This is a genomic window from Huintestinicola butyrica, assembly GCF_025567215.1.
Classification (GTDB): Bacteria; Bacillota; Clostridia; order Oscillospirales; family Ruminococcaceae; genus Huintestinicola; species Huintestinicola butyrica.
In genome coordinates this window covers 1-17,186 of the sequence record NZ_JAOQKB010000018.1, presented here as the reverse complement: position 1 = coordinate 17,186, position 17,186 = coordinate 1, and the positions used below count along the sequence as shown (strand labels likewise).

Genomic DNA, 17,186 nt, shown 5'->3' with positions numbered 1-17,186 from the left:
AAAATGAGGTGGTAAAACGCCACCCCATCCACCAATTAGCGAAAGGAGGAACACGAAATGCCCTGTCCACACAACGAAATCACGATTGTGCAGCGCAGCCAGCGGCAGTCTGCTGTTGCCGCCGCTGCTTACCAGAGCGGCGAAAAGCTGTTCTGTGAATACGACCAGCAAGTGAAGCACTACCCGGAAAAGCGTGGTATCGTCCACAATGAAATCCTGCTCCCGGCAAATGCCCCACAGGAATATGCCGACCGCAATACTTTATGGAACGCAGCCGAAGCGGTTGAGAAGCAATGGAACTCCCAGCTTGCAAGGCGGTGGGTGCTTACCATCCCAAGAGAAATACCACTTGACCAGTACGCTGTCCTTGTCCGGGAGTTTTGTGAACAGCAGTTTGTTTCCAAAGGCATGATTGCTGACTTTGCCATCCATGACCCCTATCCGCCGGGACACAATCCCCACGCCCATGTCTTGCTCACTATGAGGGCAATGGACGAACATGGAAAATGGCTTCCCAAGAGCCGCAAGGTTTATGACCTTGACGAAAACGGGGAACGGATAAAACTTCCGTCCGGCAGATGGAAAAGCCACAAGGAGGATACGGTGGATTGGAACGACCAGAAGTATTGCGAAATCTGGCGGCATGAATGGGAGGTCATCCAGAACCGCTATCTGGAAGCCAATGACCGCCCAGAGCGTGTGGACTTGCGTTCTTATGCCAGACAGGGGCTTGATATTATCCCTACTGTCCATGAGGGAGCTGCTGTCCGGCAGATGGAAAAGCGGGGTATCCAGACGAACATCGGCAACCTGAACCGGGACATCAGAGCCGCCAACCGCCTGATGAAGTCTATCCGGCAGCTCATTCAAAACCTCAAAGGCTGGATTACCGAGCTGGGAGAAAAACGAAAAGAACTGCTTGCACAAAAGGCGGCGGAGGAAGCGACACTTCTTCCCAATCTGCTGATGAAGTATATGGAGATACGAAAGGAAGAACGGAAGGACTGGACAAGGGCTGGACAGAACCGGGGGACTTCACAGGACTTAAAGGCAGTCAGCGAAGCCCTGTCCTATCTCCAGAGAAAGGGACTTTCCACCGTGGAGGATTTGGAAAACTTTATAGAAACGTCCGGGAAATCTGCCGCCGACTACCGAAAGCAGATGAAGCCAAAGGAAACCCGCAGCAACGTGATTGACGCTATCCTTGCCGCCCGGACGGACTGTAAGGAATGTAAGCCCGTTTATGAGAAATACCAGAAGATATTTTTCAAGAAAACTAAGGAAAAATTCAAGCTGGAACACCCGGAGGTTGCCCGGTTTGAGAAAGCCAGTGCCTACCTTGCCAAGCACCCGGATGATAAGGACAGCACGAAAAAGGAGCTTTTGCAGGAACAGGCGAAGCTTGTGGGCGAAATCGCAGACCTGAAAGTACCGCTGACCGAGGTACAGGAGGATTTGAAGAAGCTGCGGGACATCCGCTACTGGGTACGGAAAGCCACACCCGGCACAGAGGAAAGCAAAGAGCCGCCCAAGAAACAGCCCATCAAAGAAGTCTTGCAGGATAAGGCTGACGAGAAAAAAGCACAAAGAACCACCCCGGCACAGACGAAACACAGACAACAGGATATGGAACTTTAACAGGCACTTGCCATTTTCAATCAGAGAATGTCAGGTGCTTTTTTCTTTTTTAGGAGGGATAGATTTGAATGTATTTGAAGCTGTGAAGCAGTCCGTCACAACAAGACAGGCTGCGGAGCATTATGGAATCCATGTAGGTCGGAACGGGATGGCTTGCTGCCCGTTTCATCACGATAAAACCCCAAGCATGAAGCTGGATCGGCGTTACCACTGCTTCGGCTGCGGTGCGGATGGGGATGTGATTGATTTTGCCGCCGCCCTGTATGGGCTGGGAAAGAAAGAAGCCGCCGTACAACTGGCACAGGACTTCGGGCTTTCCTATGAGGACTGGAAACCGCCGGGAAAGGCAAAAAAGCCCAAGCCCCGGCAGAAATCCCCGGAGGAACAGTTTCAGGAAGCAAAGAACCGCTGCTTCCGTATTCTTGCCGATTATCTCCACTTGCTTATGGCATGGAGAACGGACTACGCCCCACACTCCCCGGAGGAAGCCTTTCATCCCCGGTTTGTGGAAGCCTTACAGAAGCAAGCCCAAGTGGAATATCTGCTGGATGTGCTGCTGTTCGGGGAGACAGAGGAAAAAGCGGCTTTGATTACGGACTACGGAAAGGATGTGATACAGCTTGAACAGCGAATGGCAGAGCTTGCAGCCGCAGACGCAGCAAGAACTAAAAAACACCATGAACGCCATGCAGCCGCCCCAGAGCATTGAGAAAATCAAGGCTGGGCTGGAAACCACCGAGAAAGGCGGTGTCCGTCAGAGCATACGGAACTGCCTGACCGTATTCCAGCGTGACCCGCTGCTTTCCGGGGCTATCGCCTACAACATCCTGACCGACCGCAAGGACATCATAAAGCCCATCGGCTTCCACAGGGAAAGCACCGCCTTAAACGATACGGACATGAAGTATCTGCTTCTTTATCTGGAAGAAACCTACGGGCTTACCAATGAGAAAAAGATTGATAACGCCATCGGGATTGTGGCGAATGAAAACAAGTACCATCCCATCCGGGACTATCTCAATACCCTTGTGTGGGACGGGACAGAGCGAATCCGCTTCTGCCTGCGGCACTTTCTGGGGGCTGACGCAGACGATTACACCTATGAAGCGTTGAAGCTGTTCCTGCTGGGTGCAATCTCACGAGCCTTTCAGCCGGGGTGCAAGTTTGAAATCATGCTCTGTCTGGTAGGCGGTCAGGGGGCTGGCAAGTCCACCTTCTTCCGGCTGCTGGCAGTCCGGGACGAGTGGTTCTCCGATGATTTGCGGAAGCTGGACGATGACAATGTGTACCGCAAGCTGCAAGGTCACTGGATTATCGAAATGTCGGAAATGATGGCAACCGCCAACGCCAAGAGCATTGAGGAAATCAAGTCATTTTTAAGTCGGCAGAAAGAGGTTTACAAGATACCCTATGAAACCCATCCGGCAGACCGCTCCAGACAATGCGTGTTTGGCGGCACTTCCAATGCCCTTGACTTCCTGCCCCTTGACCGTTCCGGCAACCGCCGCTTTATCCCGGTCATGGTGTACCCGGAGCAAGCCGAGGTTCACATTTTGGAGGACGAAGCTGCTTCCAGAGCCTATATCGAGCAGATGTGGGCGGAAGCGATGGAGATTTACCGAAGCGGCAGGTTCAAGCTGGCTTTCAGCCCTGCCATGCAGCGGTATCTCAAAGAACACCAGCGGGATTTTATGCCGGAGGACACCAAAGCCGGGATGATACAGGCGTATCTTGATAAGTACACCGGGAGCATGGTCTGCTCCAAGCAACTCTACAAGGAAGCCTTGAACCATGTCTTTGACGAGCCGAAGCAATGGGAAATCCGGGAAATCAACGAGATTATGAACCAGTGCATTACCGGCTGGCGGTACTTCCCGAACCCAAGAATGTTTCCCGAATATGGCAGACAAAAGGGCTGGGAGCGTGAAAACCCGGCAACGGACTTATGCAACCCGTCTGAAAAAACGATGGACGGTTTTGTGGAGGTCACAGAACAGATGGAGCTTCCATTCTGAAAATGACAGCCCGTTGCATCCCCTGTTGCTATCCCGTTGCCGAGCCGGTTGCCGGAAAAAAACCCTTATTTCTGGGCTTTTCTCCTTTATAACAACCAAAACAACAGAAAAATAAAAGAAAAGTATAAATAGTAACCATCGCCAGATTGAGATTGTTTGCAAGGTCTTTTGAAGCCCGTTGCCGGACTTCGTTGCCGACACCCTCTGTCTGGCTGTTTTCATGTATGGAGGATAACTGCCTATGGCAAAAAACAAAACAGAGATTCATGTGACTACTGTGTTTGACGGGGAGCTGGACGCAACCGATGTGTTCGTCAGCCTGATTTCCCAGAAATACGGAAAGACAAATGCAAAAGAATATCTTGCTAAAAAGAAAGATATGGGCTATAATGAAGATGAGGTTCAAAAGAGCCAGATACCGTCTGGATTGTGTGGGTAAATGGCTATGATGAACGAAATGGAATACAGAACAATCGGAAAGGCACTTGCCGGGGGCTATCGTGCGGCGGTCTATTGCAGGCTGTCAAAGGACGATGACCTGCAAGGCGAAAGTGCCAGTATCGCAAACCAGCGTGATATGCTGGAAAAATACTGCGAAAAGCAGGGATGGGAGGTTGTGGCAGTCTATCAGGACGATGGCTTCACAGGTCTTAATATGGAGCGTCCTGATTTACAGAGAATGTTGAGAGCCATTGAGCGCAGGCAAATCAACCTTGTCATCACGAAAGACCTCAGCCGACTGGGGCGTAACTATTTGCAAACAGGGCATTTGATTGAGGACTTTTTCCCAAGAAACGGTGTCCGCTATATCGCCATGAATGACGGTATCGACACCCTGCGGGATAACAACGACATCGCCCCGTTCAAGAATATCCTGAACGAGATGTACAGCAAGGATATTTCCAAGAAAGTCCATTCCTCTTATCTTCTGAAAGCGCAGAAAGGACAGTTTACCGGGTGTCTTGCCCCGTTTGGATATCGGAAAGACCCAGAGGACAAAAACCATCTGCTCATTGACGAGGAAACCGCCCCGATTGTGCGGCTGATTTTCGGATATGCCCTGAACGGTCATGGTCCGAACTATATCCGCAGACGGCTGGAGGAAGAAAAAATCCCCTGCCCCACATGGTGGAACCGGGAACGGGGGCTTCGCAATACCCGCACCAAATGGGAAAAGAAAGACCCGGAAAACGGGCGGTATATGTGGGACTTCTCCGTTATCAAAGACCTTTTGATGAATCCCGTCTACACCGGGGCGATTGCTTCCCAGAAAAAGGACTACCGTTTCAAAATCGGCACGATTGGGGAAAAGAAGCCGGAGGACTGGATTGTGGTGGAGGGGCAGCATGAACCGCTGATTGATCGCATGAGCTTTGACATTGTGCAGAACAAGCTGAAATCCCGCCAGCGTCCGGGGCAGACTAATGAAATCAGCCTGTTTGCCGGACTGTTAAAATGCGGCGAGTGTGGGAAGTCGCTGACGGTACGCTACACAAACGCAAAACATCCCCAGCAGATTTATTCCTGCAAGACCTACAATGCCTTTGGAAAGAACCACTGCACCCAGCACCGGATTGACTATGACACCCTTTACAGCCATGTGCTGCGGAAAATCCGGGAATGTGCCAGAGCTGCCCTGATGGACGGGGAAGCGGTTGCTGACCGCCTGACCAATACCTGTGAAGCCGAGCAGCGGGAACAGAGGGAAGCAATGGAACGCTCCCTTACAAGGGACGAGGAACGGATTGAGGTTCTGGACAAAATGGTCATGCGGCTTTATGAGGATATGATTGCAGGGCGTATCAGTGAGCAGAATTTCAACACCATGCTGGAAAAGACACAGACCGAGCAGACGGAGCTTAAAGCAAAAGTGTCCGAGGGCAGAAAGCGGCTGTCCGATGAAGTCCAGCTTGCCAATGACGCAAAACAATGGGTGGAAGCCATTCAGGAATACGCCAACATCACAGAGCTGGACGCAGCCACCCTCAACCGCTTAATCAAAGAAATCGTCGTGCATGAGCGCATTGACGAAGATAAAACAAGACACATTTCTATCGAAATTCATTTTAATCTCAAACCCATCCCGGAGGTGGAACAGGTCACTGCCTGACCTGTCCCGCCGGGACGGTTCTCTTAACAACACCATATAGATTTTTGTACGCCGCCGCCCGCCATCGAGCAGAGTTTTACACCTAATTGGGGATAAAACAGCTGATGGCTGGGCTTGGTTTGATTCTGCTGGGCATTATCCTCGTTCCGGTACTTATCAGCATGATGCAGAGTGCTGTTTAATCGTCTGTTACGGTAACAATCTCCTATATTTTTTACTACGGATGACTTGTGGACAGTTTGTCCGCAGGTCATTCCTATAGTATACAGAAAGGACGGTGAAGTAATGGGCGTTATACAAGACTTTGTGGATGGTCTGCAAACGTGGATTGAAAACTTGTTTAAAGACGGTATCAAATCTCAATTTTCCAGCATTGGTGATTTGATAAAGACATCCTTTGACCCCAACAACTCTGATACAGGCGTTTCCGGTTTGGTTTCAAACTTCTTGACCACGCATCCTGCAAATTTTACAGGTGCAAGCGGAAGCAGCGGTACGACAATATGGCAAACCATTGAAACGCTCTGTAATAATGCAGTAGTTCCCATAGCAGGTATCATTTTTGCCATTTTAATGATAAATGACCTCATACAAATGGTGCTTCGAGGGAATAACTTCAAGGACTTTGATGATTCAATATTCGTCAAATGGATTATAAAAACGCTATGTGGCACGATTTTAATATCGAATGTCTATTACATTGCTTCTGCCCTATTCGGGTTCGGCGTTTCGGCAACCTCAGCAGCAATGACAACTTTATTTAATACCAGTGTGACAGATGTGTCACTGAATAAGAATGCATTGGACGGTCTTAGCATAGGAGAATTGATTTCTACATGGCTTATCTCCATCATAGTGTACCTTGGTGTCATAATTATGATAGTGGCTATTGTTATCGTACTGGCTTCTAGAATAATCGAAGTTTTTATGTACTTAGGTATTTCTCCGATTCCAGTTGCAACATTGGTAGACGGCGGTGAATTTGGTTCTGTCGGCAAGAACTGGATTAAGCAATTGATAGCTCTTTCATTTCAGGGCTTTTTCATTATTGTAGCGATTGGCATTTTTAAAACGTTATTTAACAATGCGATTTCTACAATAAATAGTGGCTCTGGAAGCGTTACTATGCAGATGGTATTTCTATTAGGTTATACTTGTGCGTTGGTATTTACAGTTCTTCGTACAGGAGCAATTTCTAAATCTGCGTTTAACGCACACTAATGGGAGGTATACAATGGGAGCAAAGTCTTCACATTTTGTCAAAGTACCAAAGGACTTAAATGATATAAAGCAAAAATTCATGTTTGGCTTAACCAAAAGGCAGTGTGTATGCTTTGGAATAGGAATAGCTCTTGGATTTCCTGTGTTTTTCCTGACACGAGGTGTGCTTGGTCTTACTGGCGGAATTATTGCTATGGGTTGCGTTGCAGCCCCTGCAATTGTCTGCGGAATCTACAAGAAGAACGGACTGTTTTTTGATGCGATTTTTAAGAACATGATACGATACTTCAAAAAAAAGCACAAACGTATTTATCGTAGTACGGATGTCTTATCTTGTATCGAACTACAATTGGAATCAACTAGGCTGAAACGGATTTTGAAAAAAGCGAACGGAGGTAAATAGCTTGTTTGGAAAGAAAACTGATAAGAAAAAGAAAGTAAAAAACAGCACAAAAACCGCTGCAACCATCGCATCTCAAAAGCCAATCTCTCAGCTGACAAAAGAAGATAAAGATGTGATGCAGCAGCGTATCACAGAAATTCATAAATTCAACAAAGACAGTTCTACTGTGCAAAATTCGATTGCATACAATAGAATGTATGAAGATGGTGTTTGTCAGGTGACGGAAAACACGTTCTCAAAAACCATCCAGTTTTACGATGTAAGCTATCGTCTAGCAGAATTTGAAGAACAGAACAATATTTTTTCAAAATACTGCGACCTTATCAATTTTTTTGATAACACAATCAAATTTCAGTTGACATTTGAAAATCAAAATCGCAGTCAAGATAAACTTGTCAGTGAAATCCAGATTGAAAAGCAGGACGATGATTTTAATGACATTCGAGAAGAATACTCTCAGATGATTGTTAGCAAACTTAAATCCGGAAATAATGGTCAATCTACAAGGAAATTTCTTACGTTTACGATTGAAGCACCATCTTATCGTGTAGCTAAAAGTAAGCTTATGAATATCCAGATAGAAGTCATTAAAATGTTCAAAAATATTGGTGTGGATGCCAAAGCTCTAAACGGAACAGAAAGACTAGAAACCTTGTATTATTCTTTGAATCCGTTTAAAAATAGTCCATTTATTTTTGACTGGAAAGAAATGCTTCGATATGGAATGGACACTAAAGATTTTATCGCTCCATCTTCATTCAAGTTCAACAAGATGAATTTTGAGATTGGAAGTGCCTACGGTGCGATTTCGACTATGGACATTCTTGCCGGAGAATTACCAGATACAATTCTGAATGATTTTTTGGAAATGCAGCATTTGTTCTGTGTGAATATCCATGTAACACCGCTTGACCAGATTGATGCGTTAAAATTCGTTAAACTTAAACTTTCAGACGTTGAAAAAATGAAGATTGACGAACAGAAAAAAGCTTCTCAGTCTGGTTATGACCCAAATATTCTTCCTCCGTCCATCAAGATGTATATCGAGGAGTTGGAAACACTTCTGGATGACCTGAACAGTAAGAACGAAAGACTGTTTCATATCACAATTTTGATAAGGAATTATGCAAAAACAAAAAAAGAATTGAAGTTACAGTTGGAACTTCTAAAACGTTTGTGTCAAAAGAATAACTGCATGCTTCGCAGCAGCGATTATCTGCAAGAAGATTACTTAAATTGTTCTCTTCCGTTGGGATACAATGTGCTTCAAACGTCGAGAGCAATGCACACTACTGGTATTGCAGTCTTTGTACCATTTAACACACAAGAGCTGTTTCAGACAGATGGTACATATTACGGATTAAATACCGTATCCGGAAATATGATTATGGCAAATCGTTCTCACTTGAAAAATCCCAACGGTTTGATTCTGGGTACACCGGGTTCTGGTAAATCATTCTCTGTAAAGCGAGAGATTCTGGATAGCTTTTTGAAAACGACAGATGACATTATCATTTGTGACCCAGAAGGAGAATATTTCCCTTTGGTACAGCATTTGCACGGACAGCTAGTGAAAATCTCCTCAAAGAGTGAAGATTTTATCAATCCAATGGACATCAATTTAGACAGTGCTGATGACGATAATCCGATTGCAACAAAATCAAACTTTATTATTTCTCTTTGTGAAATCATTGTAGGTGGTAGATATGGCATTTCTGCCGAAGAACGCTCTATCATTGATGATTGTGTTCGTAAAATCTATACTGATTTCTTTGATAATAATCCTTCCAAAGAAACTATGCCTATTTTAAGTGATTTATACAAAGAGTTAAAGAGCCGTGGCGATATTGCATTGCGTATTTCTAACTCATTGATGATGTATGTAAACGGTTCTCAAAATTTGTTTAACCATCGCACAAACATCGACCTTAACAATCGAATTGTTTGTTTTGATATTAAGGAGCTTGGCAATCAGTTGAAGAAAGTTGGAATGCTGATTGTACAAGATACGGTATGGAATAGAGTAACACAAAACCGTGCAGAGCGAAAAGTTACCCGATACTACATTGACGAATTTCACTTGCTGCTAAAAGAACAGCAGACAGCACAGTATTCCGCAGAAATCTGGAAAAGATTCCGTAAATGGGGCGGTGTTCCAACAGGAATCACGCAAAATGTCAAGGATTTGCTTTCTTCTAGTGAAGTAGAAAATATCTTTGACAACTCCGACTTCGTGTATATGCTGAATCAAGCTGCTGGTGACAGGGATATACTTTCTGAAAAGCTGCACATTTCTGCACAGCAAATGGAATGTGTTACAAATAGCGGACAAGGCGAAGGATTGATTAAGTATGGCGGTATCGTATTGCCATTTACAGATACATTCCCTACAAATACAACCATGTATCGTTTGATGACTACGAAACCAGAAGAACAGCAGCTCTCAAATTCGGATAATAATGAAGATGTTCATCAGCTTATGCAGAGAAAATACAGCAGTATGTCCGATGAACAGAAAAAAACGTTTCTGAGCAGTGTAGACAGTGGAAAAACAATAAATGGGTTTACTGCTGTAGATGTTCTCTTGTATCATTGTATTCTGGCAGAGGAAGCGGAAAATAACCACTCCTCTCAGTAATTGGAGGTGGCATAATTGGATTCAAAAGAGAATCGTTCCAAATTTCAAGATAAAAGTTTAAAAGCTCTTAGTGAACAGCAATCTGGATTGGAACAATTCAGTAAGAAAGAAGTTCAGGCAAAAGAAGCACATTCCAGAGAACAAGCACCTAGTGAAAAGTTGCAAACTAATTCTCAAATCAAGGAAGAGAAGCCTTTTGAACCTGTATTTACTCCTCCAAAGAAGAAACCTACTGAATCTACTGAATCAGAAAGCGAAATCATGCCGGAATCCCCTTCATCAGATGTGTCTGAATCTTCTCAAATGGAAAATCAATCAATTGAGCAGCATTCAGAATCACAAAAATTTGAGCCAGAAGATAGAAGTTTTCATCGCACCTATGATGAACCAGTAGATTCTACTAATTCTGTAAATGAACATTCCTATCATTCTACATCCAAACATGATACATCAGCTAGTACAGATACAACTGATTCAAAATATTTTCGACAAGAGCAGTTTGCATCATCGCTGAGAAATCATGATGAAAGTACAAGATTTGAGAGTAAACCTGTCACTGAGCAATCTGGTTTTCAAAATGCAAAGCACTTCTCTGAAACCAAAGTTACTCCTGCACATACTGAGCAATCACGAGCTGGGTACATGGGGCGTTATACGATGCCAAGAAGAAATCAAACCAGCTTTACTACTCGTCCAACCGTGGGGCAACAGCATAGTTCAAGCAGTAATACAAGGTCTACGCCTGCATCTTCTTTTTCAGCCAGCACTTCATCTAGCTATGATTCAAAAGCTGTTTCACATCAAAGTACAAGAGATGAAAATAACGGTTATCGTAATCTATATTCACATTCTATTGCAGGAAAACTAGACAAGCAGCAACTGAAACTGCAAAGATATAGTGGCAAAGAGAAACAGCTACAATTGAATTTTACAAGACAAGAGAATCCAGAAGGACGATTACATACAACAGCAAGCATTACATGGGGCGATAAGAGCGAAAAGTACGAGAACAAGGGCATTATGCACCGCATTGCTAGTCAAAAGTATCGCTTTACTGGAGATGTTCCAAAGCTGCATAACATACACCCTGTTAGTTTTCAGGGTAAAACAATAAAGGCAGCTGCTATTGCTGGTTCGGCTGTTCTAAAAGGTACACTTACAGCAGCAGTATCCCTAGAATCTGCTGGTATGAAATTATCGGAAAGTTACCGCAGAAAAGACCTTGAAAAACAAGAACATATTCTGGGTAAAGATAATCGGTATGAAAATAGTGGTGTTTTACACAGAAGTATAAATTTTGTACATCGCAAAGTGGGTAATGATGTTTCTGTAGGTGCATCATTACGCCACTATCAGCCGGAATCTATTAAGGGAAAAACCGCAAAAGTAGCTGCGTTGACAGGTTACAAGCTGGCGAAAGCTGCATTTTATGTTGGACTTTCCGCAGAAACAAAACTTACTGGTGGAAATGAGCAATTTCAGTTCCGAATGACACGTCAGCAAGGTGATGATGGGAAATTTCATACGAAAGTCAACATTGTTCGTGGTGAAAAGCAGTATAAGCTGAAAAACAAGGGTGTATTGCATCGCTTAGTAAATCAGCGGTATCGTTTCACCGGAGATGTTCCATCTTGGAATAAAAAAATCAATACTTCCTTAGATAAGTGGCAGCCTAAAACCATGAAGGGCATGACAGCTAAAAGTCTTGTGAAGATTGGAAAGGTTACTGTTCAAAAAACTGGAAGTGCAGTTGTAAAGACCGGATTGACCGCAGAATCTGGGATTCTTGCTCTTGGTGATGCTGCTAAAAATAAAGCGTTGCTTGCAGCTAAGCAAAATGCATATAAATACCGCAATGAAGCACGAGATGATGTTCATAGAGGTGCTTTTGCAGCTTCAAAAATTGCTATTGATGCTGGATTGGGCTTGCGAAATCATTTCAAGGAAAAGAAGCAACACAAACTACACAAAGCAAGATACCGTTTACAAAAGCATAGTGCAATTGAATTAAAATTACAAAAGCAGCCTGTTTTGAAGCAAAACAAGCGTGATATAAAGGCGAAAAAGCTCTCCAAAAAATAAACAAGTTGTCCTATCAGCAAAAAATGAAAAAATTGAAAGGACAAGCTGTTATATACAAGGGTAGCAAAAGCAATGAAGCAATTCAACGTATCCAAAAGCGGAAAAAAATCCAATACAAAGAGCAAAAACAAAAGTATAAGCTCGAAGGAAAAGTTCTGAAAAATCGTAGAAAGCAAGAAAAACTTGAATTGAAATTTTCAAAGAAAAAGCTGAAAAATCTCAAATCAATTTCAAGACTTTCTACACCAATGGCATTGATACTTCGACCAGAACGATATACCATGCGACGTATCGGTGCTTCTGCGTATCAAAAAGCAATTAACGCTGATTCTGCCAACGATTTTATTAAAGTCGTAGATGCTGGAAAAAAGGGACTTGTGGATAAAGCTGTTAAGCAGCTAAAACCCTCTAAGTTGATTGACAAAAAGCAAAAAAAGAACAGCAAATTGCAGGAAAAGCGTACAAAGAAAAAAAGTAAGCTGAAAAAACAAGAGAGTCGGTTAAAAAACAAACAGAGGTCTAGCACCACTAAAAAACAAGGGAAAAAAGCAAAGCAGTCCATAGGAAAAAAGCTGAAACAATTTGTAAAGAATGTTTATGAAAAAGAAGCCAAATGGTTTCTCGCTTCACTTCTATTCCCCCTTATGGTAATTGTTCTGACGATTACGCTGATTCTCACTATCTTTACTTCGATTTTTACGCAGAGTGGTTTTACCCTTGGCACTTATACAGCACAAGACCAGACGTTATCAGATGCAGAAGAATACTATACGAAGTTGGCTTCTGACTTAAACAGAGAAGCGTGTAAATTGGCACAGTCAGAGCTTCCGTGGAATTGGCGAAATATCCTACTTTCGTTAAGCGGTGAAAGCCTCCTTAACATTAGAAATTTGAAAGATGACCCTACAGAGTGGACGTGGGGAAAAAGTCCCGAATTTGATTATGACCCAGTATGGGATTTTGACCCGTGGCAATTATGGAGTTTCCTTTGTGCTTATAATTATGATTTTTCCACTGATTCTAACGGAAGTAATGACATTAAGTTCTGGAAATTCAATGGCAAAATGGAAGACTTGCTTGATGAGATATTTGAAGAGGAGTACGAATTTGTATACAGTTATGATAATGGCTCTCGCTGGGAAGAACGCTGGGACTATGCCTTTGCTACATCAAGTGGTTCAAGATTCAGATGTATCCAAAACAACCTTGGATGGGATGATAAGCATAATGTAATAGGAACAATAGAAGTCGGTTCTGCAAGTGGAGATTTGTCGAAATTTGTTCGTAAAAAAGTTGATTCCTCGACAGGAAGAGTGACTTACTTGATATGTTACAGTTTATCTAATCTTGAAATCCTTAATGCAAATGATGAGTATTCTGCAACAGGCTGGTATGTCATGGATGAGGGTGCAACGGTAGTTGCTCCTTGTGGGAACAGATATGACGGTATGTACGAATGGAATAACTATAAAGGCTGGGGTTACTATGATGTAACAGGCACATGGCAAAATCGTGATGAAGGCTGGTTTAGTTGGTACATGCCCGGAACAGGTGTTGAATTAAAAAACACACCAATTGCTAGTATTGCACCGACAGATGGTACAAAAATGGGATTTAATATGAGCCAAGAAGGTTTGTATACATTCTATCAAAAGTACGAATGGGTAACAGATTGCAGATTATATTTCAATATTAAGCAGAAAAAATCATTTGAGCAGATTCTTCTTGATAGATTGGGAAGTTTGAGCTATAGTGACCAGCGATTGCAATACTATAATCTCCTTGTTGGCAAGGATACCGATACAGAGCCACTATACGGAAATCACCAAACCTACAAGAACATCTTTAACGGTGAAACTTTCAAGTCTTATATGCATGATGGTAACATTCTAAACTGGTATGGCTATGATATGCAAGGATGGTTTGTTCAGCATTGTGAGATTGCTAAATATGAATATACTGACCATTCAGAAGGAGGTATTCCACCAACATATAAAGGTATTCATCGAGGAATAGATGTGTCTTATCCGTCAAATGCAGATATTTATTCTCCAATAGAGGGCTGTAAAATTGATTCCTACAATTCAAGTGAACATGTCGTCATTCTGTTGAAAAAAAGTCTGAATTATTGGTATGATGGAAAAGCAGGAAATGGTAAAAATCGAGATACAAAAATCTATATCACAAATGTCACTTTGAAGAGTGGGTACTCAGAAGGTAGTGTTTTAAAAGCTGGAGAAGCTTTTGCTACAACAACAGGTGATAGAAAGTGTATGCGAGGTGTGGAACATGGTATAAGAGATACAATACAAAGTGGTTTGCCTTACGATTATGTTCATGTAGCTGCATATATTGACACAGATGGTTATGGGTGGAATTATGTTGACCCTATTCTATTATTCTATTAAAATCAGGAGGTTACTATGGTATCAAATGAAACCAGATTGGAAACACTCAAAAAACAGATTGCCAAACGTGAAACTTTGATTAAAAGTGAAAGCGAGAAGCTGAAGAACGACAAAAAGAAGTTGGAACAGCTTGAAACGGCTGTCATGTCGGAATACATGACAAAGGAAGGCATTTCTTTTGATGAAAATTTCAAAAAGCAGCTGAGCTTAGCGAAAAAAATCATGGCAAGCAAAACAACAGAACAAGACATTGCAGATTTTTTTGCTTTATCAGAAGACGCTGTATCAGCTGAAACCAAGGAAAGCACAATGAAGACGGAGGGTAATCACCATGTTTAAATGGATTTAAATGGAAAAAAATCATAGGAACTTTGATGGCAGGAAGCATGATTCTGGGTGGTGCAATGTCTGTTACGGCATCCGCAGAAGATGGGCTGGGTTTTGAAGATAATGCAGCTAACCAGAATGTTCAGGAAGCTGTAGAGCCAGCAGTTGAACAGGAAACATTGCCAGCGGTACAGGATGATAATTCAGAACAAACGACAGAGCATACTGTAGATATTGCTAACTTTTTCCGAAACAAGACCAGCGAAACTACCACAACAGATGTTAGCGAAATTGACTACTACGGTGATGATTATTACGATACTGACGGAAATGCAACCCTTATCAAACAGGAAAAAATCATTTATGACAGCGAAGAAATGCAGTTTATTGCTGTAACGACTAAGGACGGCAGCGTGTTTTATGTGCTGATTAACTACTCAGCTGAGGGCAATGAGGACAATGTTTATTTCCTGAATAAGGTTGATGACTATGATTTATATGCATTACTTTATCAGGACGATGAAGACAGTCAGAATACTAATCCGGATTCCGCTGCTGCGGAAGCAGCAAGCAATGCCAACAAAGGAAAGAATAACAATAATGTTGTAAATGAAGCAACAACTACCACGGATTCTGCTGCACAGCAGACATCCTCTAAGAATCAGTCAAATGGTTCAAAAACGCTTATGATTACTGGTGTAGGTGTTGCTGTACTTGCAGCTGCTGGATTCATTTTCTATAAGATGAAGAATGGAAAGTCTAAAAAGAAATCAAATTCAGATGATTTTGATGGATTTGAAGATGATTTTGACGATATTACAACAGAGAGTGAGGACGAAGAATCGTGATATTGATTATTGGCGAAAAGTCCTCAGTAGCAAAAGCGATTTGTCCGGTAGTTGGAGCAAAGTCTAAAAAGGATGGATATATTGAGGGCAACGGCTATATTGTATCGTGGTTTGTCGGTCATATGGTTGGATTGCGTTTTCCAAATGAATATAAAGAGCATGAAGACTGGTCAGGAACATGGAGCTTTTCGCAGCTCCCTATGTTCCCTGAAAAGTGGAAGTTTGCTGTTCAAAAGAAAAACAAATCACAATTTGACATAGTAAAAGGCTTAATGCTCGATGACCGTGTAAACGAAATAATTTGTGCAACAGATGCCGACCGTGAAGGCGAATGTATTTTCCGATATGTTTATAACATTATCGGTTGTAAGAAAGCTGTAAAAAGACTGTGGGTTTCTTCTTTGGAAGAATCTGCGATTCAAAGTGGTCTACAGCATATGAAACCGATGAGTGCTTATGATTCGTTATATGCTGCTGGTTATTGCCGTGTAAGAGCCGATTGGCTAATAGGAATGAATCTTTCCAGATTGTTTACAGTACGCTTTTCCAATCAAAAATCATTGAATATTGGTCGAGTGAAAACGCCTACTCTCTCCATGATTGTGGAACGTGACGATGCTGTCAAAAATTTTGTAAAGCAAAAGTATTTTACTGTTGACCTTGATTGCGGAAGCTTTACAGCTGCTTCAGAACGTATAGATGATGAAAAACAAGCAGATACAATCATATCAAAGTGCTACGGTATGACTGCTGTTGTTTCTGATGTAAAGAAAGACTTAAAGACTGTTAATCCCCCGAAGCTCTTTGACCTTACTTCATTACAAAGAGAAGCCAACAAAAAGTATGGATACACAGCACAGCAAACGCTTACTTATCTGCAATCTCTGTATGAAAAAAAGCTTGCTACTTATCCCCGTACAGACAGTCAATATCTAACGGAAGATATGGAACAAAGTACATTAGAAGTGATTCAATGTATTGGTGAGGTTATGCCGTTCGGCGTTGTTGATATGCCCAACCTGTCCAGAAGTATCAATAACAAAAAAGTGACCGGACATCACGCTATTATTCCGACTTCTCGCATTAAATCAGAAAAAATTGATGATTTACCAACAGGAGAAAAAAATATTTTATCCCTGATTTCATTGAGATTGTTGTGTGCTGTATCTGAACCACACAAATATGAATCGGTAAAAATCATTGTTACATGTGAGGGCAATATATTCACAGCATCAGGACGAACAATTGTAGAAATGGGTTGGAAATCTATTGATGCGAAAATAGAAAATTCTGATAAATCAGAACAAGGACAGGATGAATCACAACTTCCGGATATAGAAAAAGGAATGACATTTGAAAAAGTTCCGGCTAAGAAATCTGTACACTTTACCAGTCCACCAAAATCCTTTACAGAAGATATATGCTGTGAAAGGGGGATAAGAAATCACCCATAGAAAGGAGCGTTCCCATGAAACCCAAGAAATTAGGCAACGGTA

The 17,186-nt window shown here is 42.5% G+C and carries 13 protein-coding genes; all 13 read left to right on the top strand.

What is annotated here, in order from left to right; all coding sequences use genetic code 11:
- The first annotated feature begins 57 nt into the window (after positions 1 to 57).
- The 13 genes from mobQ (at position 58) to OCV68_RS13570 (ending at position 17,144) form a co-directional block, all read left to right on the top strand.
- Positions 58 to 1,638 (top strand): MobQ family relaxase, encoded by a 1,581-nt coding sequence (gene mobQ, locus OCV68_RS13630; protein WP_262573449.1) that lies wholly within the window; start codon positions 58 to 60, stop codon positions 1,636 to 1,638.
- 64 nt (positions 1,639 to 1,702) lie between these two features.
- Complete coding sequence (locus OCV68_RS13625) at positions 1,703 to 2,347, top strand: CHC2 zinc finger domain-containing protein (RefSeq protein ID WP_262573448.1); 645 nt, start codon at positions 1,703 to 1,705, stop codon at positions 2,345 to 2,347.
- Positions 2,316 to 3,653 (top strand): virulence-associated E family protein, encoded by a 1,338-nt coding sequence (locus OCV68_RS13620; RefSeq protein WP_262573490.1) that lies wholly within the window; start codon positions 2,316 to 2,318, stop codon positions 3,651 to 3,653. Before OCV68_RS13625 ends, OCV68_RS13620 begins: the two co-directional genes overlap by 32 nt.
- A gap of 241 nt (positions 3,654 to 3,894) precedes the next feature.
- A complete protein-coding gene (locus OCV68_RS13615; RefSeq protein WP_262573445.1) occupies positions 3,895 to 4,092 on the top strand; it encodes a hypothetical protein in 198 nt (65 codons plus the stop codon).
- The gene (locus OCV68_RS13610; protein WP_015565206.1) at positions 4,093 to 5,763 is read left to right on the top strand and encodes a recombinase family protein; all 1,671 of its coding nucleotides are present in this window, start codon (positions 4,093 to 4,095) and stop codon (positions 5,761 to 5,763) included.
- Between the two features lie 285 nt (positions 5,764 to 6,048).
- Positions 6,049 to 6,984 carry a VirB6/TrbL-like conjugal transfer protein, CD1112 family gene (locus tag OCV68_RS13605; RefSeq protein ID WP_022411930.1) on the top strand — a complete coding sequence of 312 codons (936 nt, stop codon included), beginning with the start codon at positions 6,049 to 6,051 and terminating at the stop codon, positions 6,982 to 6,984.
- 13 nt (positions 6,985 to 6,997) lie between these two features.
- Positions 6,998 to 7,387: a PrgI family protein gene (locus OCV68_RS13600; protein WP_022411929.1), complete on the top strand. Its 390-nt coding sequence runs from the start codon at positions 6,998 to 7,000 to the stop codon at positions 7,385 to 7,387.
- Positions 7,388 to 7,502: 115 nt separating this feature from the next.
- Positions 7,503 to 10,025, top strand: a complete 2,523-nt coding sequence (locus tag OCV68_RS13595; protein WP_262573488.1) for a VirB4-like conjugal transfer ATPase, CD1110 family — start codon at positions 7,503 to 7,505, stop codon at positions 10,023 to 10,025.
- 15 nt (positions 10,026 to 10,040) lie between these two features.
- Positions 10,041 to 12,107: a hypothetical protein gene (locus OCV68_RS13590; RefSeq protein ID WP_262573440.1), complete on the top strand. Its 2,067-nt coding sequence runs from the start codon at positions 10,041 to 10,043 to the stop codon at positions 12,105 to 12,107.
- A gap of 32 nt (positions 12,108 to 12,139) precedes the next feature.
- On the top strand, positions 12,140 to 14,515 hold the full coding sequence (locus OCV68_RS13585; RefSeq protein WP_262573438.1) for a hypothetical protein: 2,376 nt from the start codon (positions 12,140 to 12,142) through the stop codon (positions 14,513 to 14,515).
- 15 nt (positions 14,516 to 14,530) lie between these two features.
- The gene (locus OCV68_RS13580) at positions 14,531 to 14,854 is read left to right on the top strand and encodes a hypothetical protein (RefSeq protein WP_022411926.1); all 324 of its coding nucleotides are present in this window, start codon (positions 14,531 to 14,533) and stop codon (positions 14,852 to 14,854) included.
- A 35-nt stretch (positions 14,855 to 14,889) separates the two neighbouring features.
- Complete coding sequence (locus OCV68_RS13575; protein WP_262573437.1) at positions 14,890 to 15,690, top strand: DUF4366 domain-containing protein; 801 nt, start codon at positions 14,890 to 14,892, stop codon at positions 15,688 to 15,690.
- Complete coding sequence (locus tag OCV68_RS13570) at positions 15,687 to 17,144, top strand: DNA topoisomerase (RefSeq protein ID WP_262573434.1); 1,458 nt, start codon at positions 15,687 to 15,689, stop codon at positions 17,142 to 17,144. Before OCV68_RS13575 ends, OCV68_RS13570 begins: the two co-directional genes overlap by 4 nt.
- Positions 17,145 to 17,186 lie beyond the last annotated feature (42 nt).